General features: G+C 67.6%; 21 protein-coding genes. 16 read left to right on the forward strand and 5 right to left on the reverse strand.

Annotation, left to right across the window (positions count from 1 at the left end; all coding sequences use genetic code 11):
- Positions 1-4 precede the first annotated feature (4 nt).
- Both LGN19_RS23485 and LGN19_RS23490 read left to right on the forward strand, forming a co-directional pair.
- Positions 5-988, forward strand: a complete 984-nt coding sequence (locus LGN19_RS23485) for an MDR family oxidoreductase (protein ID WP_226217401.1) — start codon at positions 5-7, stop codon at positions 986-988.
- An 85-nt stretch (positions 989-1073) separates the two neighbouring features.
- Positions 1074-1652 (forward strand): peroxidase-related enzyme, encoded by a 579-nt coding sequence (locus LGN19_RS23490; protein ID WP_226217403.1) that lies wholly within the window; start codon positions 1074-1076, stop codon positions 1650-1652.
- A gap of 214 nt (positions 1653-1866) precedes the next feature.
- On the opposite strand, the gene LGN19_RS23495 is transcribed toward LGN19_RS23490, so the two are convergent.
- On the reverse strand, positions 1867-2742 hold the full coding sequence (locus LGN19_RS23495; protein WP_226217405.1) for an SDR family NAD(P)-dependent oxidoreductase: 876 nt from the start codon (positions 2740-2742) through the stop codon (positions 1867-1869).
- 174 nt (positions 2743-2916) lie between these two features.
- Positions 2917-3495 carry a TetR/AcrR family transcriptional regulator gene (locus LGN19_RS23500; protein ID WP_226217407.1) on the reverse strand — a complete coding sequence of 193 codons (579 nt, stop codon included), beginning with the start codon at positions 3493-3495 and terminating at the stop codon, positions 2917-2919.
- Between the two features lie 202 nt (positions 3496-3697).
- Here LGN19_RS23500 and zwf point away from each other — a divergent pair, with 202 nt between their 5' ends.
- Complete coding sequence (gene zwf, locus LGN19_RS23505; RefSeq protein WP_122948140.1) at positions 3698-5173, forward strand: glucose-6-phosphate dehydrogenase; 1476 nt, start codon at positions 3698-3700, stop codon at positions 5171-5173.
- A gap of 89 nt (positions 5174-5262) precedes the next feature.
- On the opposite strand, the gene LGN19_RS23510 is transcribed toward zwf, so the two are convergent.
- Entirely contained in the window at positions 5263-6204 is a 942-nt protein-coding gene (locus LGN19_RS23510; RefSeq protein ID WP_226217409.1) for a LysR family transcriptional regulator, read from the reverse strand.
- Positions 6205-6316: 112 nt separating this feature from the next.
- On the opposite strand from LGN19_RS23510, the gene LGN19_RS23515 reads away from it, so the two are divergent.
- From LGN19_RS23515 to LGN19_RS23555, 9 genes are all read left to right on the forward strand, one after another.
- A complete protein-coding gene (locus LGN19_RS23515) occupies positions 6317-7519 on the forward strand; it encodes an MFS transporter (protein WP_226217411.1) in 1203 nt (400 codons plus the stop codon).
- Between the two features lie 29 nt (positions 7520-7548).
- Positions 7549-7872 (forward strand): MoaF-related domain-containing protein, encoded by a 324-nt coding sequence (locus tag LGN19_RS23520; RefSeq protein ID WP_226217413.1) that lies wholly within the window; start codon positions 7549-7551, stop codon positions 7870-7872.
- Between the two features lie 13 nt (positions 7873-7885).
- Complete coding sequence (locus LGN19_RS23525; RefSeq protein ID WP_226217415.1) at positions 7886-8845, forward strand: TIGR03571 family LLM class oxidoreductase; 960 nt, start codon at positions 7886-7888, stop codon at positions 8843-8845.
- Between the two features lie 133 nt (positions 8846-8978).
- Entirely contained in the window at positions 8979-9785 is an 807-nt protein-coding gene (dkgB, locus tag LGN19_RS23530; RefSeq protein ID WP_226217417.1) for a 2,5-didehydrogluconate reductase DkgB, read from the forward strand.
- Between the two features lie 69 nt (positions 9786-9854).
- Positions 9855-10970 (forward strand): alkene reductase, encoded by a 1116-nt coding sequence (locus LGN19_RS23535; RefSeq protein ID WP_175222492.1) that lies wholly within the window; start codon positions 9855-9857, stop codon positions 10968-10970.
- Positions 10971-10992: 22 nt separating this feature from the next.
- Positions 10993-11994, forward strand: a complete 1002-nt coding sequence (locus LGN19_RS23540) for an aldo/keto reductase (RefSeq protein ID WP_226217419.1) — start codon at positions 10993-10995, stop codon at positions 11992-11994.
- A 157-nt stretch (positions 11995-12151) separates the two neighbouring features.
- Positions 12152-12673, forward strand: a complete 522-nt coding sequence (locus tag LGN19_RS23545) for a DUF3455 domain-containing protein (RefSeq protein WP_226217421.1) — start codon at positions 12152-12154, stop codon at positions 12671-12673.
- 794 nt (positions 12674-13467) lie between these two features.
- Entirely contained in the window at positions 13468-14856 is a 1389-nt protein-coding gene (locus tag LGN19_RS23550) for an NCS2 family permease (RefSeq protein WP_175222489.1), read from the forward strand.
- A 214-nt stretch (positions 14857-15070) separates the two neighbouring features.
- Positions 15071-15664 (forward strand): hypothetical protein, encoded by a 594-nt coding sequence (locus tag LGN19_RS23555; protein WP_226217423.1) that lies wholly within the window; start codon positions 15071-15073, stop codon positions 15662-15664.
- A 41-nt stretch (positions 15665-15705) separates the two neighbouring features.
- Here LGN19_RS23555 and LGN19_RS23560 read toward each other — a convergent pair whose 3' ends face one another.
- A complete protein-coding gene (locus LGN19_RS23560) occupies positions 15706-16107 on the reverse strand; it encodes a CopD family protein (RefSeq protein WP_226217567.1) in 402 nt (133 codons plus the stop codon).
- Entirely contained in the window at positions 16104-16412 is a 309-nt protein-coding gene (locus LGN19_RS23565; protein ID WP_043181008.1) for a DUF3817 domain-containing protein, read from the reverse strand. The genes LGN19_RS23560 and LGN19_RS23565 overlap by 4 nt, the downstream gene beginning before the upstream one ends.
- Positions 16413-16518: 106 nt before the next feature.
- On the opposite strand from LGN19_RS23565, the gene LGN19_RS23570 reads away from it, so the two are divergent.
- The 4 genes from LGN19_RS23570 (at position 16519) to LGN19_RS23585 (ending at position 20886) form a co-directional block, all read left to right on the forward strand.
- A complete protein-coding gene (locus tag LGN19_RS23570; RefSeq protein ID WP_226217425.1) occupies positions 16519-17466 on the forward strand; it encodes a GlxA family transcriptional regulator in 948 nt (315 codons plus the stop codon).
- A gap of 148 nt (positions 17467-17614) precedes the next feature.
- The gene (locus tag LGN19_RS23575) at positions 17615-18535 is read left to right on the forward strand and encodes a LysR substrate-binding domain-containing protein (protein ID WP_174958075.1); all 921 of its coding nucleotides are present in this window, start codon (positions 17615-17617) and stop codon (positions 18533-18535) included.
- A 226-nt stretch (positions 18536-18761) separates the two neighbouring features.
- Positions 18762-19544 (forward strand): ABC transporter substrate-binding protein, encoded by a 783-nt coding sequence (locus tag LGN19_RS23580; protein ID WP_226217427.1) that lies wholly within the window; start codon positions 18762-18764, stop codon positions 19542-19544.
- A gap of 226 nt (positions 19545-19770) precedes the next feature.
- Positions 19771-20886: a succinylglutamate desuccinylase/aspartoacylase family protein gene (locus tag LGN19_RS23585; protein ID WP_122948156.1), complete on the forward strand. Its 1116-nt coding sequence runs from the start codon at positions 19771-19773 to the stop codon at positions 20884-20886.
- Positions 20887-20988 lie beyond the last annotated feature (102 nt).

Genomic DNA, 20988 nt, shown 5'->3' on the forward strand with positions numbered 1-20988 from the left:
CGGGATGTTCCAGGGCATCGTGATCGACAAGGACGAAACCGGCCAGCACGCGCGGTTGCAAACGCTGGACGACGCGCAGTTGCCCGCGGGCAACGTGACGGTGCGCGTGGGTTATTCGACGCTGAACTACAAGGACGGACTGGCGATTACCGGCAAGAGCCCGGTGGTCCGCAAGTTCCCGATGGTGCCCGGCATCGATCTGGTCGGGGAAGTCGAAGAGAGCGCGCACCCGGACTATCGCCCCGGCGACCAGGTCGTGCTCAACGGCTGGGGTGTCGGCGAAACGCACTGGGGCGGCCTGGCACAAAGGGCCCGCGTCGATGGCGACTGGCTGGTGCCGCTGCCGTCCGCCTTTTCGCCGCAACAGGCGATGGCCATCGGCACGGCGGGCTACACCGCGATGCTGTGCGTGATGGCACTGGAGCGGCATGGCGTGCGCCCGGACGACGGCGAGATCGTCGTGACCGGCGCGGCAGGCGGGGTGGGCAGCGTCGCCACCGCCCTTCTCGCGCGGCTCGGCTATCGCGTCGTCGCCGTAACCGGCCGGCCCGCCGATGCCGACTACCTGCGGCAGCTCGGCGCGGCGGAAATCCTGGAGCGCTCGCAATTCAGCGAGCCCGGCAGGCCGCTCGGCAAAGAACGATGGGCCGGCGCGGTCGACGTGGCAGGCAGCCACGTGCTCGCCAACGTGTGTGCGACCACGCGGTACCGCGGCGTCGTGACGGCCTGCGGCCTGGCCGCCGGCATGGATTTCCCCGCGACCGTCGCGCCGTTCATCCTGCGCGGCGTTACGCTCGTCGGGATCGACAGCGTCATGTGCCCACGCGCCGACCGCCTGGAGGCATGGCGCCGGCTCGCGTCCGACCTCGACGTCGAGAAGCTGGGCGCCATCGGCCATCAGGTCGGCCTGAGCGACGTCATTCCGCTGGCCCAGGATCTGATCGACGGCAAGGTGCGCGGCCGCATCGTCGTGGACGTCAACGCGTGACGCTGCCGGCAACCACCGGCGTTTCTTTCTTCGCCCGACGGTTCGTGCATCGAGACCGTCCGCACCACTTTATCCAGGAGACCTCATGACCGCCGCAAACACCGCCCCCGTCAGCCGCTTTCCCGTGCCCGCGCTCGAAGACTTGCCCGAGGACATTCGCGAACGCATCGCGGCCGTCCAGGAAAAGTCGGGCTTCATCCCGAACGTATTCCTGACGCTTGCGCATCGCCCCGACGAGTTTCGCGCGTTCATGGCGTACCACGACGCGCTGATGGACAAACCGGGCAACCTGAGCAAGGCCGAGCGCGAGATGATCGTCGTGGCCACCAGCAGCGTGAACCAGTGCCAGTACTGCGTGATCGCGCACGGTGCGATCCTGCGCATTCGCGCGAAGGATCCGCTGATCGCCGACCAGGTCGCGACCAACTACCGCAAGGCCGACATCACCGCCCGGCAGAAGGCGATGCTCGACTTCGCGATGAAGGTGTCGCAGGCCGCGCATCTGGTGGGCGAAGCGGATTTCGACGCGCTCAAGTCGCATGGTTTCGTCGAAGAAGACGTGTGGGACATCATGGCGATCTCCGCTTTCTTCGGCATGTCCAACCGCATCGCGAACGTGACGAACCTGCGGCCGAATGCGGAGTTCTACGCGCTGGGGCGCTGAGCGCACACGCCATTCGGCCGCACGGACGGGACGCGGCGGTCTCGTCGCGCCCGCCTGTCGACGCCGGTAAACAACGCCCTCGCCCGGCGCCGGCGTCGCATCGGCCGCGCCCGTCGATCGCATGGGCGCGACCGGCCGATGCCTGCACGCAGACACATACGCCGGCATCGGTCAGCCGCTCACGCTGCCCGGGCAGCGCCACGAATGTCAGCGCTCACTCCAGCCCCTTCAGCGCCTGCAACCCGGCCGGCAGCTTCGCATCCGGAAACTGCGTCGACAGCGTCGTGTCGCGCCACTGCGCCGCCTCGTCCGCGCGCTGCTTCTCCGCCTGCTCGCACACGAACAGCGCGTCGCCACCGAGCAGCAAACGCATCGGCACGTCGTCGCGGCGCGACAGCTCGACGATCAGCGCCGCGATCCGCGCCGGATCGCCGACTTCGTGCCCACCGTACGCGCCGAGCAGTTCGAGAATCTTCCCGACCGACGGGTGATAGTCGGGCAGCATGTCGTCGATGCCGCGCTTCGCCTGCGCGGCCCAGTCGGTACGCATCCCGCCCGGTTCGAGTGTGCAGACGCGCACGCCGAACGGCGCGACTTCCTTCGACAGCACGTCGCTGAACCCGCCGACTGCCCACTTCGCGGCCTGATACGCGGACAGGCCGGCCGTCGACGAGCGCCCGCCGACCGACGACACCTGGAAGATGTGCCCCGCGCGCTGCGCGCGCATCGTCGGCAGCACCGCACGCGTCAGGTTGATCACGCCGAACAGGTTCGTTTCGATCTGGTCGCGGAAATCGTCGGCACCCATCTGCTCGAACGGCGCCGTATGACCGTAGCCCGCGTTGTTCACCAGCACATCGATGCGGCCGAACGCGTCGCGCGCCGCCGCGACGGCCTGCACGGCCGCCGCTTCGTCGGTGACGTCGAGCGCGACCGGCAGCAGACGGTCGCCATGACGTGCGGCCAGATCGGCCAGCCGCGCGGGATCGCGCACACCGGCCACCAGCCGGTCGCCCGCCGCCAGCACGGCTTCCGAAATCGCTCGCCCCAGGCCGCGCGCGGCCCCTGTTACCAGCCAGACTTTCGACATTTTTCCACTCCTTGATCGTAGTGAAACCACAAAATGAATGATTACTCACTCATTAATAACGGCGATGTACCGGTCGTTCATGACCGCCATCGCCCTGCCTGAAACCCGCTACCCATCCTCGCCGCAGCGCGTGAACGTGAATCCGCACACGCCGCCACGACGGCAATCCTTGCCTTACACCGCGTGCAACACGGCCCACAACGCGCGAAACCCGGCTTCCCGGTACGCATCGGCCCGCGCGGAATCGCGCGCGACCGATTCGATCGCCGTTTCGGCGATCGACGTGAACAGCGCCGCGCAGAACGTGTGCGCTTCGTCGGGATTCAACGCGCCCGACACGGCGACCTGCTCACGCAGCAGCGCATTGATCCCGCCGAAACCTTCGGCGCCGGCCGCGCGATGCGCGTCGTCGATGCGCCCGCTCACGCCCAGCTGCTGCAGCGCGCGCCGCCCGTCCGGATTCGCGACGCCCCACAACACATAGCCGTTCCAGGCATGCCGCAGTGCCTGCTCGACCGGCGCGCCTTCCGGGTAACCCGTCATCATCGCGGCGCGCAAGTCCGCCTTCAGACTCACGTACAGCGCGTTCAGCAACGCGTCCTTGGTCTCGAAGTACGTGAACACCGTGCCCTCCGCCACGCCGGCAAGCCGCGCGATACGCGCGGTCGTCGCCGTCGCACCGTCCTCGGCGAGCGCGCGTGCGGCCGCGGCGAGGATGGCTTCGTGCTTGTCGGGACTGCGCGGTCGGGCCACGTTCGATTCCTTTAATGAGTGAGCGCTCAATCATAATGGGGCGATCATACGGAATGCAAGCGTTGTTACATCCGGGGGAACCCATACGCAATCCATCAAAACCGTGCACTATTAGCGTTTTCACGTACTGGTGCGTTCACGTATCGGCGCCCGGTACCTCGACGTTCGTTTCACGTTCACCGTTTCACACCGCGAACCTCCCATGACGAATCAGCCTACCCAGACCGGAGCCGAACGGCCCGTCGACATGATCATCTTCGGCGGCGGCGGCGACCTGGCCGCCCGCAAGCTGTTGCCCGCGCTGTACATGGCGCACCTGCACTGCAACCTTCCGCCCGAGACGCGCATCATCGCGGTCGGCCGCCGCGACTGGGGCATCGACGGCTATCGCAAGTTCATGGACGAGCAGTCGCGCCCGTTCATCGACGAAAAGGCATTCGATCCCGCGGCCTGGAGCCGTTTCCTCGACCTGTTCAAGTACGTGCTGATCGACGTGAACGCGCCGGACGACTACCTGCGGCTCGCGGAAGCGGCACGCGGCGATGCGATCCGCGTGTTCTACCTGTCGACGTCGCCGGAGCTGTTCACCACCATCTGCGACAACCTGTCGGCCGCGCAGCTGGTGGACAAGCACTCGCGCGTCGTCCTCGAAAAGCCGCTCGGCCACGATCTCGCATCCGCGAAGGCGATCAACAACGCGGTCGGCAAGCACTTCGAAGAATCGCAGATCTATCGGATCGACCACTATCTCGGCAAGGAAACCGTGCAGAACCTGATGGTGCTGCGCTTCGGCAACCCGATCTTCGGGCCGCTGTGGCAGGCGCCGAGCATCCGCAGCGTGCAGATCACGGTGGCGGAGACGGTGGGTGTCGGCAGCCGCGCGGGCTTCTACGACCATACCGGCGCGCTGCGCGACATGGTGCAGAACCACCTGCTGCAACTGCTGTGCATCGTCGCGATGGAGCCGCCCGTGTCGCTCGACCCGGACGCGGTGCGCGACGAGAAGCTGAAGGTGCTGCGCTCGCTGCGGCCGATGGCGGTGGCGGACGTCGCACGTGACACGGTGCGCGGCCAGTACACGGCCGGCGCGGTCGACGGCCAGCCGGTGAAGGGCTATCTCGAGGAAGACAACGTGCCGGCCGACAGCCGCGCGGAAACCTTCGTCGCGCTGCGCGCGCACATCAACAACTGGCGCTGGGCGAACGTGCCGTTCTTCCTGCGCACCGGCAAGCGGCTGCAGCGCCGCCAGTCGGAAATCGTGATCGAGTTCGCCGACATGCCGTTCTCGATCATCCCGACCGGCCCGCGCCACTACAGCAACCGCCTCGTGATCCAGCTCCAGCCGGAAGAGTCGATCCAGCTGCAGATGCTCGCGAAGGAACCGGGCAGCGGGATGAACATGGTGCCCGTGAGCCTGAACCTCGACCTGCAGCAAGCGATTCCGGAGCGGCGCGCGGAAGCGTACGAGCGTTTGCTGATCGACGTGATCCGGGGGCGCCTCACGCACTTCATGCGCCGCGACGAACTCGAAGCCGCGTGGTCGTGGGTCGAGCCGATCCTCGACGGCTGGAAGGAGCTCGGCGACCGGCCGCGCCTGTACACGGCCGGCACGTTCGGGCCCGCGGCTTCGTCGGCGCTGCTCGCGCGCGACGGGATGTCGTGGTCGGAAGAGGCGTAACCGTCGCACGACGGCGTGCCGGAGTACGGCACGCCGGATCGCACGTCAAATCACACGGGGCGTGACCCGCCCCGTCGTCCCTGCCGCCGTTACCGCGGCTCCATCCACGACGCAGCCTTGCGCCGCCCCGGCGCCTCATTGCCGCCGCCGCCCAGCGCTTCGATCAGGTAATCGACGAACGACGCGATCCGCGACGAGATCGCGGTATTGCGGTAGTACACTGCGTGGATCGGCTGCTCGACCTCTAGCGTCTGGCGCGCGAGCACCTGCACGAGCCGGCCCGCCTCGCGATCCTGCGCGGTCATGAAATCCGACAGGCACACGACACCCGCGCCATCGAGCGCGAGCTGCCGGAGCGTCTCGCCGCTCGACGACCGGATGCCCGGCTCGATGCGGCACGGTTCGCCATCGGTGCCGAGGATCGGCCATACGTTCAGCGATTCGGGCTGCGTGAAGCCGAGCAGCGTGTGCTTGTCGAGATCCTCCACCTTGCGCGGCTGGCCGTGCGCCGCCACATACGCGGGGCTCGCGAGCATGCGTATCCGGCTGTTGCCGATGCGCCGGCTGTGCAGCGTCGAATCCTTCAGCCGGCCGATCCGGAAAGCGACGTCGGTGCGCCGCTCCAGCAGGTCGATGATGCCCTCGTTGCTGTTCAGTTCCAGCTCGACCTTCGGGAAGCGTTCGCGGTAGCCGCGCACGAGCGGCACGATCACATGCAGCATGAACGGCGTCGCCGCATCCACGCGCAGCCGCCCCGACGGCATCTCGCGCCGCGCGAGCATCTGCTCTTCCGCCGTCTCGACCGATTCGATGATCGCGCGCGCGTCCTGCAGGAACGCGCGCCCTTCCTCGGTCAATTCGAGCCGGCGCGTGGTCCGGCGCAGCAGCGTGGTCTTCAGCTTCTCCTCAAGCCGCCCGAGCGTGCGGCTCGTCGCCGACACCGTGAGGTCGAGCTGTTGCGCGGCCGCCGTGATCGAACCGGAATCGACCACGGCGGCAAAGGCCTGGAGTTCGTCGAGCGTGATCTTCATCGCCGTATTCTTGATCTCAAATCAAAACAATTTGGTTTATAGACCCGTTTTTCAGCAAAAGTAAAGGCGGCACACTGCGCTCCATCCTCACCGGACCCATGGAGCACCCATCATGCCACTCGCCCTGCTTGCGCTGACCATCAGCGCGTTTGCCATCGGTACCACCGAATTCGTGATCGTCGGGCTGATTCCGACGATCGGCGCCGATCTCGGCGTCAGCCTGCCGTCCGCCGGCCTGCTCGTCAGCCTTTACGCATTGAGCGTCGCGATCGGCGCGCCGCTCCTCACCGCGCTCACCGGCCGCGTGCCGCGCAAGACGCTGCTCGCCGCGCTGATGGCGCTGTTCACCGTCGGCAACCTCGTCGCGTGGCAGGCGCCCGGCTACGAATCGCTGATCGTCGCGCGCATCCTCACCGGCCTCGCGCACGGCGTGTTCTTCTCGGTCGGCTCGATCATCGCGACCACGCTCGTGCCGAAGGAGAAGGCCGCCAGCGCGATCGCGACGATGTTCAGCGGGATGACCGTCGCGTTCGTCGCCGGCATTCCGCTCGGCACCTTCATCGGCCAGCACTTCGGCTGGCGCGCAACCTTCCTGGTCGTCGCGCTGTTCGGCCTCGTCGCGTTCGTCGGTGCGGTGGCGTTCGTGCCGCGCGGGTTGCCGCAAACGACACCCGCGCCGCTCGCCCGCCAGTTCCGCGTGCTCGCGCAGCCGCGCCTGCTGCTGGTCTATGCGATGACGGCGGTCGGCTACGGCGGCTCGCTGATCGCGTTCACGTACATGGCGCCGCTGCTCGAGCAAATCGCCGGCTTCACGCCGTCGCAGGTCAGCCTCGTGCTCGTCGGCTACGGCGTGTCGGTCGCGTTCGGCAACGTGTGGGGCGGCAAGCTCGCGGACGCCGCCGGCCCCGTGAAGGCGCTCAAGCGGATCTTCCTGCTGCTCGCGATCGTGCTGCTCGCGCTCACCTTCACGATCCACGTCAAATGGCTCGCCGTGCTGACGATGCTCGCGTGGGGCGCGGTGGCGTTCGGCAACGTGCCGGGCCTGCAGGTGTACGTCGTCAAGCAGGCACGCCACTTCGCGCCCGACGCGACCGACGTCGCATCCGGCTTCAACATCGCCGCGTTCAATCTCGGTGTCGCGGGCGGCTCGGCATTCGGTGGCGTGATCGTCGCGCACGTCGGCCTCGGCCATACGCCGTGGATCGCGGCAGTCGTCACGCTCGGCGCATTCGCGCTCACCGCACTGAGCGGTCGCCTCGACCGCAGCGCCGGCCTGCCGGAACGCACGGCCGAACCGGTCCAGCTCGCGCACTGAACGTCACCTTTCTGCAGGATTTTGCACACATGAATGCATCGACCCCACGCCCGCCGTTCGCCGGCAAGACGTTCGAAGTGCGCTACGACGGCCTCACCGCGCTCAACGCGTACGACGATGACGGCCGCCACATGCGCTACGAGATCACCGAAGGCCCGTACGCGGGCGCGAAGGGTGAAGTCGAATACACGTGGCATCACGTCGCCGGCGAAACCTACGCGATCTCGTGGCAGGAAGCCGACCGCGCGACGGTCGTGCATATCGACGATTTCGCCGCCGGCACGTCGCGGTCCTTCTTCACCGCGTCGTCGCTCGATTTCTACCGGCTCGAAGGCAGCCTGCGCGCGATCTGAACGGAACCCGACCATGTCCACTTCACTCACTGCACTCGACAGACTCGTCGACGGCGGCTTCAGCATCGGCCTCGAACTGCCGCTCGACAACGACTGGTCGCCCGCCGGCAACGCAAAGCGTCAGCACGACGGTCGCCGGCCCGGCGTGCCCGATCTCGAAATCCATGCGGAGCTCGCGCAACTGGCCGACACGCTCGGCTTCCGCGCGCTCTGGGTGCGCGACGTGCCGGTGTACGACCCGGCGTTCGGCGACGCCGCGCAGGTGTTCGAAACCTTCTCGTATCTCGGCTACCTCGCCGGCATCACGCACGACATCCTGCTCGGCACGGCGGCCGTCGTGCTGCCGCTGCGCGAGCCGCTGCTGACGCTGAAATCGGCCGCGACGATCCAGGAGCTGAGCGGCGACCGCCTGCTGCTCGGCGTCGCCAGCGGCGACCGGCCGGTCGAATATCCGCTGTTCGGCCGCGACTTCGCGTCACGCGGCGCGAATTTCCGCGATCAGATCGCGCTGCTGCGCGACGGCGCACGCGGGCACCTGCCGCCCGGCCTCGATGTACTGCCTGCGGCCCGTTCGCCGCTGCCGCTGCTCGTCGCCGGTCTCGCGCAGCAGACGCCCGCTTGGATCGGCGAACACATGGACGGCTGCCTCGCGTATCCCGGCACGCCGGACGACCACCGGCAGCGCGCTGCGAACTGGCGCGCGGTGGCCGGCGACAAGCCGTACGTGAGCTACATCCACCTCGACCTTGCGGAAGATCCGCACGCGCCGCTGCAGCGGCACCGCTTCGGCGCCCGTGCGGGACGTCTCGCGCTGATCGGGGAGCTCGCGGCCATGCGCGACGCGGGCGTGCGGCACATCGGCCTGCATCTGCGCCGCAACCGCCGCTCGCTCGACGAGACGATGGCCGAGATCGCGGCAGAGGTGCTGCCGGTGTTCCACGCGGATGAAAACGCACGGACGCGTGTTGCATAGAACCGTCGGGAAACACTCCCGATACTTGATTTCAGATCAAATATTTTTGACCTGCAACGGCGTTTATCTCATCAATCCAAAACGCCAGAATGACTTCCATATCGAACCCGTTCCACTCTCCCAGGAGCACGTGATGAGCAACATTCCCGCATTCGGCCTCGGTACTTTCCGCCTGCAAGGCCAGGCTGTCATCGACTCGGTCCGCAACGGCCTTGAAGTCGGCTACCGCGCGATCGACACCGCGCAGATCTACGGCAACGAAGCCGAAGTCGGCGAAGCGATCGCCGCGTCGGGCGTGCGACGCGACGACCTGTTTCTCACGACCAAGATCTGGGTCGACAACTACGCGCCGGACAAGCTCGTGCCGAGCCTCGAGGAAAGCCTGCGCAAGCTGCGTACCGACCATGTCGACCTGACGCTGATCCACTGGCCGGCACCCGACAACGGCGTCGCGCTCGACACGTTCATGACCGCGCTCGCCGATGCAAAGGCGCAGGGCCTCACGCGCCGGATCGGCATCTCGAACTTCAACATCGCACTGACGAAGGAAGCGATCGCGGCCGTCGGCAAGGATGCGATCGCGACGAACCAGATCGAACTGAGCCCGTACCTGCAGAACCGCAAGCTCGTCGAATTCCTGAACACCGAAGGCATCCACGTCACGTCGTACATGACGCTCGCTTACGGCAAGGTGCTCGGCGATCCGGTGATCGGTGCGATCGCGCAGCGTCACGACGCGACGCCCGCACAGGTCGCGCTCGCGTGGGCGTTGCAGCTCGGCTACTCGGTGATCCCGTCGTCGACGAAGCGCGAGAACCTCGCGAGCAACCTGCTCGCGCAGACGCTGCGCCTGACCGACGACGACATGGCACAGATCGCCGCGCTCGAACGCAACGGCCGCGAAGTCGACCCGGCCGGCCTCGCGCCGAAGTGGGACTGAACGCGCCACCCGCCACTCACGCTTTGATTCGCCGCGGCCCGCAGGCCGCGGCACCGACAGGACACCGACATGACCCAGGACCCGCTTTTTCAACCGCTGCGACTCGGCGCGCTGACGCTGCCGAACCGCATCGTGATGCCGCCGATGACACGCTCGCGCGCCAGCCAGCCCGGCGACGAAGCCAACGAACTGATGGCCGCGTATTACGCACAGCGCGCAAGCGCGGGCCTGATCGTCAGCGAAGGCACCTATATCGCGCCGCTCGGCAAGGGCTACGCGTGGACGCCCGGCATTCACACGCCGTCGCAGGTCGCCGGCTGGCGCAAGGTGACGGACGCCGTGCATGCCGCGCATGGCCGGATCTTCGCGCAGCTGTGGCACGTCGGCCGGCTGAGCCACACGAGCCTGCTCGGTGGACAACAACCCGTGTCGTCGTCGCCGCTGCAGGCGAAAGGCGTGAACGTGTTCGTCGCCGGTGAAGACGGCAGCACGCCGGGCTTCGTGCAGGCGTCCGAGCCGCGCGCGCTGACGATCGACGAGATCCGCGAGATCGTCGATCAATATCGCGCCGCCGCGCGCCATGCGATCGAGGCCGGCTTCGACGGTGTCGAGCTGCACGGCGCGAACGGCTATCTCGTGAACCAGTTCATCGACTCGAATGCGAACACGCGCACCGATGCGTACGGCGGCGCGCTGGAGAACCGGCTGCGCTTCCTGCGCGAAGTCACGCAGGCGCTGATCGAAGGCACCGGCGACGCGTCGCGCGTCGGCATCCGCCTCGCGCCGCTGACGACGCTGAACGGCTGCGTCGACGACGATCCGGAAACGACCTACCTCGCGGCCGCGACGCTGCTCGGCGCACTCGGCGTCGGCTACCTGCACATCGCGGAAGCCGACTGGGACGACGCGCCGCTGATGCCGGTCGAATTCAAGCAGCAACTGCGCGCCGCGTTCCCGGGCGTACTGATCTACGCCGGCGCGTACACCGCCGAACGCGCGCGCGACGCGATCGCCGCCGGCTGGGCCGACCTCGTCGCGTTCGGCCGCCCGTTCGTCGCGAACCCCGACCTGCCCGAACGCCTGCGCACCGGCGCGGCGCTCGCAACGCACGACCGCAACACGCTGTTCGGCGGCGGCGAGCGCGGGCTGACCGACTACCCGACGCTGGCCCAGGCCGCGGCCTGAATCGGCATACCCGAGACTGCTCATGAGAATCACGCTCCCTTCCCGCCTGGGTTTCGGCACCGCGCCGCTGGGCAACATGTACCGGGACATCCCGCACGAAGAAGCGCTGGCCACGGTCGACGCGGCCTGGGAAAGCGGCATCCGCTACTTCGACGCCGCGCCGCTGTATGGCGCCGGCCTCGCCGAGCTGCGTCTCGGTGAAGCGCTCGCGGGGCGGCCGCGCGACGCGTACTCGCTCGGCACCAAGGTCGGCCGGCTCGTCCTCGACGAACACGAGGACGCATCGCAACGCGATCTCGGCGAAAAGGGCGGCCTGTTCCGCCACGGGCTGCCGAACCGGATCGTCTACGACTACACCGAAGACGGCACGCTGCGCTCGATCGACGCGAGCCTCAAGCGGCTGCGCACCGACCGGCTCGACACCGTGTGGATTCACGACCCGGCCGTCGACTTTCACGGTGACGCATGGCGCGACGTGTTCGACGTTGCGATGTCGGGTGCGGCCAGGGCGCTCACGCGGCTGCGCGACGAGAAGGTCATCCAGGGTTGGGGCCTCGGCGTGAACCGCGTCGAGCCGTGCGAACTCGCGCTCGAACGCGCGGACCCCGACGGCTTCCTGCTGGCCGGGCGCTACACGCTGCTCGACCATGCCGGCGCGCTCGAACGGCTGATGCCGGAAAGCGCCGCACGCGGGCTCGGGATCATCGTCGGCGGGCCGTACAACTCGGGCGTGCTGGCGGGCGGCACCCATTACGAGTATCAGCCGGCCACGCAGGCCATGCTCGACCGTGTCGCGCGCATCCGCCAGATCTGCGCACGATTCGGCGTCGATATCCGCGCGGTGGCGCTGCAATTCTCGCTCGCGCACCCCGCCGTCGCGGCCGCGATCCCCGGCGCGAGCCGGCCCGATCGCATCGACGACAACCTGCGTCTCGCCGCGGTGTCGATCCCGGCCGAACTGTGGGATACGCTGAAAGCCGAGCACCTGATTGCCGTGCATGCACCGACGCCGGCAGGCGCGTGATGACGCGCGGTTGCGTCGCAGCATGTGGCCGCGCAACCGCGCGCAATCGCGGCGGCTATCGTCGCGATTGTCATTTCCGCATTGCGGCCCGCGCGATCGGCGTCTAGCGTTTACGGGATCGACTCCCCCGTGCCCCTGCCCTGAAAGGACGCCCGCCATGCCAAGCCGCTCCCCGACACGCGACATGCTGCTGGCCATCGCGGCCGGTGTTTCATTTGCAGCGTGCGCCGCACCGGCCCACGCCGATGCCGGTCTCGCGCCACCTGAGCCAGCGACGCCAGTGCTGTCGACCTCCGCAACCGGCGTGCAGATCTACGCGTGCGAATTCGACCACGACCATCGGCTCGCGTGGGCGTTCCAGCGCCCGGAGGCGATGCTGTTCGACGCGAGCGGCACGCTCGTCGTCCGACACGGCGCGGGGCCATCGTGGGAAGCACTCGACGGCAGCCGCATTACCGGCAAGAAACTCGCGGAAGCGCCGAGCGCGCGCGCCGGCAGCATTCCGCAACTCCTGCTCGCCGCGACGCCGGCCGCAACCGGCACGACCGGCACGCTCGCCGGCGTGCGCTTCGTACAGCGGCTCGATACCGTGGGTGGCACGCCGCCGGATGCCGCGTGTTCGACCGAGCATGCGGTCGGCCGCTTCCCGTATTTCGCGCGCTACGTGTTCCTGAAGTAACGCACGACGACACTGCGCCGCGCCCGACGCACAGAAAGCCAAATCTGCCGGCAACTGCATCATCCGGGCATTCATGGGCGAGGCGCTGCCCGATGCGTACGACACCACACGCGCGCTCGCGTGCGACCGGCTCACCCCCACGCTCACCACGGCTGGCAACGCGTTTTCGGAAAACGAGCGATTCTCCGACCGGCGCAACCGACGCGTCTTCGAACCCCATGGTCGACATGTTCCGCCCATATCTCGACCATCTCGCGCACAATTGAGGCCCGGGCGAAAACGAGAACCGCCCCCCGCGATGACGGTATCGTCCGAATGCAGGTAGCGCATGGCGGCGAATCCCGTCACCGGCCCCTGTTTCCACCGGCCTGCCTGGCCCCAATGAAAGACTTTCGTAATTTTCGATGCATCACCCGCTTTCCCCCTGCCCGTCGACCCCGCATTCAAATAATCGCCTTAACGGAATCGAACTAGGCGTATACACGCGTGTCGTCGCGACGGAGCCCCGTTGCACGCCGATATAAGCGCTGAGACATGCGCTGCATGCTCTTCCCCCAATGGGACGTGATGGGCGGTTCGCCTAACCTTCGCTACGGCAAAGCGCACGTGACGGGGTCGACACCACCACGCGTCGCACGACGCGACACCCTCGCGATCGTTTCGATTCGCACGTAACGACACGGATCACGCGTCATTCGTCCCCACGACGTTGCCGACAATCCCAACTAGATACGAGACACCCTGACGACGGTTCGCTACGGGCCGTTTCAGCATGCTGATAAAGGAGCAAGCTCATGAGTGATACCCCGGTGCAGCCGACGGTCGACGTCGGCGCGGCAGAAACGGACTTTGGCACCCAGGGAGTCATCGACCGGTACTTCGGCATTTCGTCGCGCGGCAGCACGCAGCGCCGCGAAATCATTGCCGGCGTCACGACCTTCCTCGCGATGGTCTATTCCGTGTTCGTCGTGCCCGGCATGTTCGGCAAGGCCGGCTTCGACACGAGCGCCGTGTTCGTCGCGGTCTGCCTCACCACCGCGTTCGGCTCGCTGCTGATGGGCCTGTGGGCCAAGCTGCCGATCGCGATCGGCTGCGCGATCTCGCTGACCGCGTTCACCGCGTTCGGCCTCGTGCTCGGCAAGGGGCTGTCGCCGACGGTCGCGCTCGGCGCCGTATTCCTGATGGGCCTCGTGTTCACCGGCATCTCGGTGACGGGCGTGCGCTCGTGGATCCTGCGCAACCTGCCCGCGGGCGTCGCGCACGGCACCGGGATCGGCATCGGCCTGTTCCTGCTGCTGATCGCGTCGAACGACGTCGGCCTGGTGATCAAGAACCCGGGCGCCGGCCTGCCGGTCTCGCTCGGCCAGATCACCGCGTTCCCGGTCATCATGTCGGTCATCGGCCTCGCCGCGATCTTCGGCCTCGAAAAGCGTCGCGTGCCGGGCGGCATCCTGCTCGTCGTGATCGCGATCTCGATCTTCGGCCTGATCTTCGATCCGAGCGTGAAGTACCACGGCATCTTCGCGCTGCCGTCGCTGAGCGCACCGGGCCATGCGTCGCTGATCGGCGCGATGGACATCAAGGGCGCGCTGTCGATGGCCGTGCTGCCGAGCGTGCTGGCGCTGGTGATGACGGCCGTGTTCGACGCGACCGGTACGATCCGCGCAGTCGCGGGCCAGGCCGGCCAGCTCGACGAGAACGGCCGCATCATCAACGGCGGCCGTGCGCTGACCGCCGATTCGCTCAGCTCGATCTTCTCCGGCTTCCTCGGCGGCGCGCCGGCGGCGGCCTACATCGAGTCGAGCGTCGGCGTGGCCGCCGGCGCGAAGACGGGCCTCGCGGCCGCCGTGGTCGGCCTGCTGTTCCTCGTCGTGATGTTCTTCTCGCCGCTCGCGGGCCTCGTGCCGTCGTACGCCACGGCACCGGCGCTGATGTACGTCGGCCTGCTGATGCTCGGCAGCGTGAGCAAGCTGCACATGGACGACATGGTCGACGCGATGTCGGGCCTCGTGTGCGCGGTGTTCATCGTGCTGACCGCGAACATCGTGACGGGCATCATGCTCGGCTTCTCGACGCTCGTGATCGGCCGCATCGCCAGCGGCGAATTCCGCAAGCTCAACGTCGGCACCGTGCTCATCGCGGCCGTGCTCGTCACGTTCTATCTCGGCGGCTGGGCGATCTGACCGCGAATCGTGCGCGACGTCGCCGGCAGAAGGACGGCGCGCATCGGGACGACATCGTCTCCTCCACCATCATCGTTGATGGTCTCCAGGCCTGGGAACGCAAGTTTCCAGGCTTTTTTTGTCGATGCCGCACGGCACGGCGCGCAACGGGCACGCATCGCGGCACGAATCCGCGCCCGGTGCTACGATCGCGCTTTGCCTTCAGGAACGCCTCATGAACGCGCTCGGCATCGTCTCCGAATCGAGCACCCGGACCTCGGCGCACAAGCCGCCGTTCATCCCGTCGTTCGGCTTCCACGAAGTGCACGAATCGAAGCCGATCGATGCTGCTCCGGCGCGCATCATCGACACGGTCACCACGCTCGACATGCGCACGGATCCGGTCGTCGATGCGCTGCTCAACATCCGCGAATTCCCGGGTGCCGTTGCCGCCGCGCTGCGCCACGACACCTCGCGACGCAAACGCGAACCCTTCGGGCTCCATGCGTTCACGCCGCTGCAGCGCGACGACATGTCGCTGTCGCTCGGCCTCGTCGGCCGCTTCTGGCGTCCGGACCTCGGCGTGCTGACGATCGCCGACGCAGCGGCCTTCGTGCAGCACGACGACCCGCGCGACGCGAAGCTGGTGCTCCGCTTCGAGGTCGTCGGGCTCGCGTCGGGTGCGCACATGCTGCGCACCGAAACCTTCGTGCATTGCCCGACCACCCGCACGCGGCTGCTGTTCATGCCGTACTGGCTTGCGATCCGGATGGCGAGCGGCTGGATTCGGCGCCGCACGCTGACGGCGGTCGAGATGGCGCTGGCGTAGGGCCTGTCTCCGACGATGGCCGGCTCGCACCGGCCTGCGCATCAAAACGGCTTGATCACGGCCAGCCCGACGACGATCGCCGTCGCGGCCACGACCGCGCCCGCCGCCTGCCCGAGCCAGGGTGCCGGCACGACCACGAGATCGTCGCGTTCCATGCGCCGCAGCGTGCCGGCGAGGATCCCGTGCAGCGCCGACAGCGCGACGACCACCACGAGCTTCACCGACAGCCACGCCGCGCCGAACCAGTGGCCGTACAGCGCGAGCGCGATCCCCGCGATCCAGACGAGCGCGAGCGCGGGTACCGTCACCGTGCGGTCCCAGCGCCGTACCGCCCGATGCACGGCAAGGTTGGCGATACGCACGCCGACGGACAGCATCAGCAGGCCGCCGACGAACGTGACGACGGCGACGACATGAATGGCCTTGAGCCACAGATAGATCATCGCGCGTGCCTCCTGCGCGCGATCCATCCGGCACTCGTCAGCCCCACGAACGGCACCACGGCCGCCAGCACGAGCCGCGCGACTTCGGCCTTGCTCCACAGCCCGCTCGACGCGGTGCCGACGACCGCCCATACGTACATCGCGAACGCGATGCCGTGCACCGGGCCCATGATCGATACCGCGGCCGGATAGCCGGCCAGGTGCTTGAGCGGCACGGCGACGCACACCAGCACGACGAGCGTGGTCGCCTCCAGCAACGACAGGTATTGCAGGTTCCGCAATGCATTGCGATCGTCTTGTTGCATCGGCAATCTCCAGGTTGGCCTGCGACGATTGTCGCGTGTGGTGCCATTTCGAGCCATTGGCTAAAATGACATCTTTAAACGGATTCTGGCCAATCCCCCGAACGCCATGCATACGGTCGCCGTGCTCGCCCTGCCCGATGTCGTCCCGTTCGATCTGGGCATTGCGTGCGACACGTTCGCGCGCGTACGTTCGCCCAACGTCGCACATCCGTACCGCGTGCGCGTGTGCAGCGAGCACGCGCGTGTCGCGGGCGACCTGTTCGACCTGCGCCCCCCGTTTCGTCTCGACGCGCTCGCCGATGCCGACACGATCGTCATCCCCGGCACGTCCGTGCCGCTCGCACCCACGTCGCACCACGCGATCGCGGCGCTGCGCGCGGCGGCCGCGCGCGGTTGCCGGATCGCGTCGATCTGCAGCGGCGCGTTCGTGCTCGCGGAAGCCGGGCTGCTCGACGGCCTGCGCGCGACGACGCACTGGCTCGCGGCCGCCGAGCTCGCGCGCCGCTATCCCCGCGTGACGGTCGATCCGAACGTGCTGTTCGTCGACAACGGGCAGATCCTGACGTCGGCCGGCGCGGCAGCCGGCCTCGACCTGTGCCTGCACCTGATCCAGGCCGACTACGGTGCGGCGGTGGCCGTCGACGCGGCACGCTGCGCGGTGGCGCCGCGCGTCCGCGAAGGCGGGCAGGCGCAGTTCATCGCGCCGGAATGGCCGAGCGGCACCGACGGCCTGCAAGGCCTGATGGACTGGCTGCAGGCCAACCTGCGCAAGCCGCTCACGCTCGACGCGATGGCCCGCAAGGCGTCGACGAGCGTACGCACGCTGACGCGGCGCTTCCAGGAGCAGACGGGCACGTCGCCGCGGCAATGGCTGCAGACCGCGCGCGTCAGGCATGCACAGCAGTTGCTGGAGGTCACGGAGCTGTCGATCGAGCACGTCGCGACGGAGGCCGGCTTCGGTTCGGTCACCGCGTTTCGCGAGCGGTTCGCGCGCATCGTCGGCACGTCGCCGCAGCGGTATCGTCAGGCGTTCCGCGCGCGAACCGGCGCATGACGATCACCTCGCCGATACCCGCCGCGCCCCGGCTCGCGATGCTTCGCTCGGTCGGCGTAAAACCATGCGCACGCAACCGTCAGGATCGCTACAGAATTCCATCGCAGACAGCCGCCCGCCACAGCATCGCGCCAACCGGACCCGATCGATGACCCGCATCCGCAACCCCCTGAACCTCGCTCAGCTCCAGGCGTTCGTCTCCGCCGCGCATCACAAGAGCCTGCGCGCCGCCGCGCGCGAGCTCGGCGTCACGCAGCCCGCGATCACGCATACGATCCGCGAGCTCGAAACGGCGCTCAACGCGGAACTGCTCGCGCGCAGCGTACGCGGCGTCGAGCTGACCGCGTGCGGCCATGCGCTGCTGCCGCGCGCCGAACAGCTGCTCGGCGATATCCGCCGCACAGTCGAGGCCGTCGAGCAGGTGAAAGGCGAGATGTCGGGGCGCGTCGCGGTCGGCACGATGCCGTCGATCGCGCTGACCGCGCTGCCGCGCGCGGTGACGGCATTCCGCCAGTCGATGCCGAACGTGCACCTCCATCTCGAGGAAGTGACGGTGCCCGACGCGCTCGCGCAGTTGCGCAACGGCACGCTCGACATCGCTGCGATGCACCACGTGCCCGCGCTCGATCGCGATTTCACGCAATCGCCGCTGCTGTCGACCGAATTCACCGTCGTGATGCGCGAGGGCCACCCGCTGGCGCACGCGCGCCGGTTAGAGGAATTGCTCGATGCCGAGTGGATCGTCACGGTCGGCGCCGAGCAGTTTCCGCACAGCGTGATGGTCGGGATGTTCGAGGCGCACGGGCTGCCGCTGCCGAAGCGCCTGCTACGATCGCCGATGTCGTTCGCGGTGACGCTCGGGCTCGTCGCACGCTCGGACGTGATCGGCTGCTTCACGCGCCCGCTCGCCGCGATGGTCGCGCCGCTTGGCATCCGCACGGCCGACCTCGACGAAAGCATGCCGCGCTTCGACCTGTCGATCATCGCGCGGCGCGACCTGCTGCCCACGCCCGCCGTCTCGCAATTCGTCACGTGCCTGCAGCGCGCGGTCAACGAAACGCTCGGCTGAATCGTTCCTGTGTCTGAAACGGCGGCGCACCCGACGCGCCGCCGCCGGGCCCGGTATCGGGGCTTGTCCTAGGCGCCCTGCCGGTATTTTGTCTTGATAATCTTGCGCACGTCGCGCGCCCGCATCGGGTGGGCGAAACGGACAGCCTGACGCGAAGCCGCGCCAGGCCGAAGGCTTACGGCGCGGCACAACCGCGCACCCATCGAACAAAACGAGGAGTCACCTAGTGAAAAAGATTCTTGCGGCTGTGACCGTCGCCCTGCTCGCCGTATCGGCTGGCGGCGCGTACGCGAAGGACTGGTCGACCGTGCGGTTCGGCGTCGACGCAAGCTACCCGCCTTTCGAATCGAAAGGCGCTGACGGCAAGGTGGTCGGGTTCGACGTCGATCTCGGCAACGAAATCTGCCGCCGCATGAACGCGAAGTGCGTGTGGATCGAAAACGACTTCGACGGGATGATTCCGGCGCTGAAGGCCCGCAAGTTCGACGGCGTGCTGTCGTCGATGTCGATGACGCCGGCGCGTCAGGAACAGATCGCCTTCTCGGCGAAGCTGTTCAACACGCCGACGCGCCTCGTCACGAAGAAGGGCGCCGGCCTGATGCCGACGGCTGAATCGCTGAAGGGCAAGTCGGTCGGCGTCGAGCAGGGCACGATTCAGGAAACCTATGCGAAGACGTACTGGGCCTCGAAGGGCGTGAACGTCGTGCCTTACCAGAACCAGGACCAGGTCTACGCCGACCTGATCTCCGGCCGTCTGGACGGCGCGCTGCAGGACGCGGTGCAGGCTGACATCGGCTTCCTGAAGACCCCGCGCGGCGCGAACTTCGATTTCGCCGGCAAGGATCTCGACGATCCGAAGACGCTCGGCGAAGGCGCCGGCATCGGCCTGCGCAAGGAAGACACCGACCTGAAGACGAAGATCGACGGCGCGATCGCCGGCATGCGCAAGGACGGCACGTACGCGAAGATCGCGAAGAAGTACTTCGATTTCGACGTCTACGGCAAGTAACAGCGCCAGCAGGCGCGCGATGCGCGTCGACACAAACGGGCTCCGCATGGAGCCCGTTTTTTTTGCATGCGCGGCGCCGTGCAGCGTTATTTTTTTCGCACCAACCTGATGATTCTCAACGAAAATCGGCTCGTCCCGGCGCCGGTTTGATGGCGGTGTGGAAGGCAACGTACAATCGATCTTTCACGCACACCGGATCATTCGCGGCTGCGCCGCACTCCCCATCATGCAAACGCAGACCCATCCGCTGATTTCCCCCGCCGTCGGTACCGAACGCCAGATCACGAGCTTTCACTACGGCCCGCGCGGCGGCAAGAAGGTCTATATCCAGTCGTCGCTGCACGCGGACGAACTGCCCGGCATGCTGGTCGCCACGCTGCTGCGCCGCAAGATCGCCGCGCTCGAGACGGCCGGCAAGCTGCGCGGCGAAGTCGTCATCGTGCCCGTGCCGAACCCGATCGGCCTGTCGCAACACGTGTTCGGCGATCACCTCGGCCGCTTCGAGCTCGGCTCGATGCAGAACTTCAACCGCAATTTCTACGATCTCGCGGCGCTCGTGCTGCCGCGCGTCGAACACCGCCTCACGAAAGACGCGCAGCACAACCTCGTCGCCGTGCGCGCCGCGATGCGCGAAGCGCTCGACGAGCAGAAGCCCCGCACCGAGCTCGACTCGCAGCGCCTCGCGCTGCAGAAGCTGTCGTTCGACGCCGATATCGTGCTCGACCTGCACTGCGACAGCGATGCGGTAATGCACCTCTATACGAATCCCGATCTGTGGCCCGACGTCGAGCCGCTGTCGCGCTATCTCGACGCGCAGGCGTCGCTGCTCGCGCTGAATTCGGTCGGCAACCCGTTCGACGAGATCCACAGCTTCTGCTGGTCGGATCTGCGCAACCGCTTCGGCGACCGCTTCCCGATCCCGAACGGCGCGATTTCGGTCACGATCGAACTGCGCAGCGAGCGCGACGTGTCGTACGAATTCGCCGAAAAGGACGCCCAGGCGATCGTCGAATACCTGACCGAGCGCGGTGTCGTGGACGGCACGCCGGCACCGCTGCCGCCGCTCGCGCATCCGGCCACGCCGCTCGCGGGCACCGATCCGCTCGTCGCGCCGGTGTCGGGCGTGATCGTGTTCCGCACGCCGGTCGGCGTGATGATCGAGGCCGGCCAGGCCGTGGCCGACATCGTCGATCCGCTGACCGATCGCGTCGTCACGCTGAAGAGCAGCGTGTCCGGCATGCTGTACGCGCGCCAGATCGTGCGCTTCGCGACGGCCGGCATGGAAGTCGCGCGCATCGCCGGCGCGACCGCGATCCGCACCGGTTCGCTGTTGTCGGCCTGAGCGGCCGGCCCGCGCGCCAGAGAACGGTGCGCAGCGCGCGCCCCCGCGCGTACCAACGAAATCGCCCGCTTGCGCGGGCGATTTGCTTTCCGGACCGTCTAG

Source organism: Burkholderia sp. AU30198 (genome assembly GCF_020419825.1).
In the GTDB taxonomy this organism is placed as follows: Bacteria; Pseudomonadota; Gammaproteobacteria; order Burkholderiales; family Burkholderiaceae; genus Burkholderia.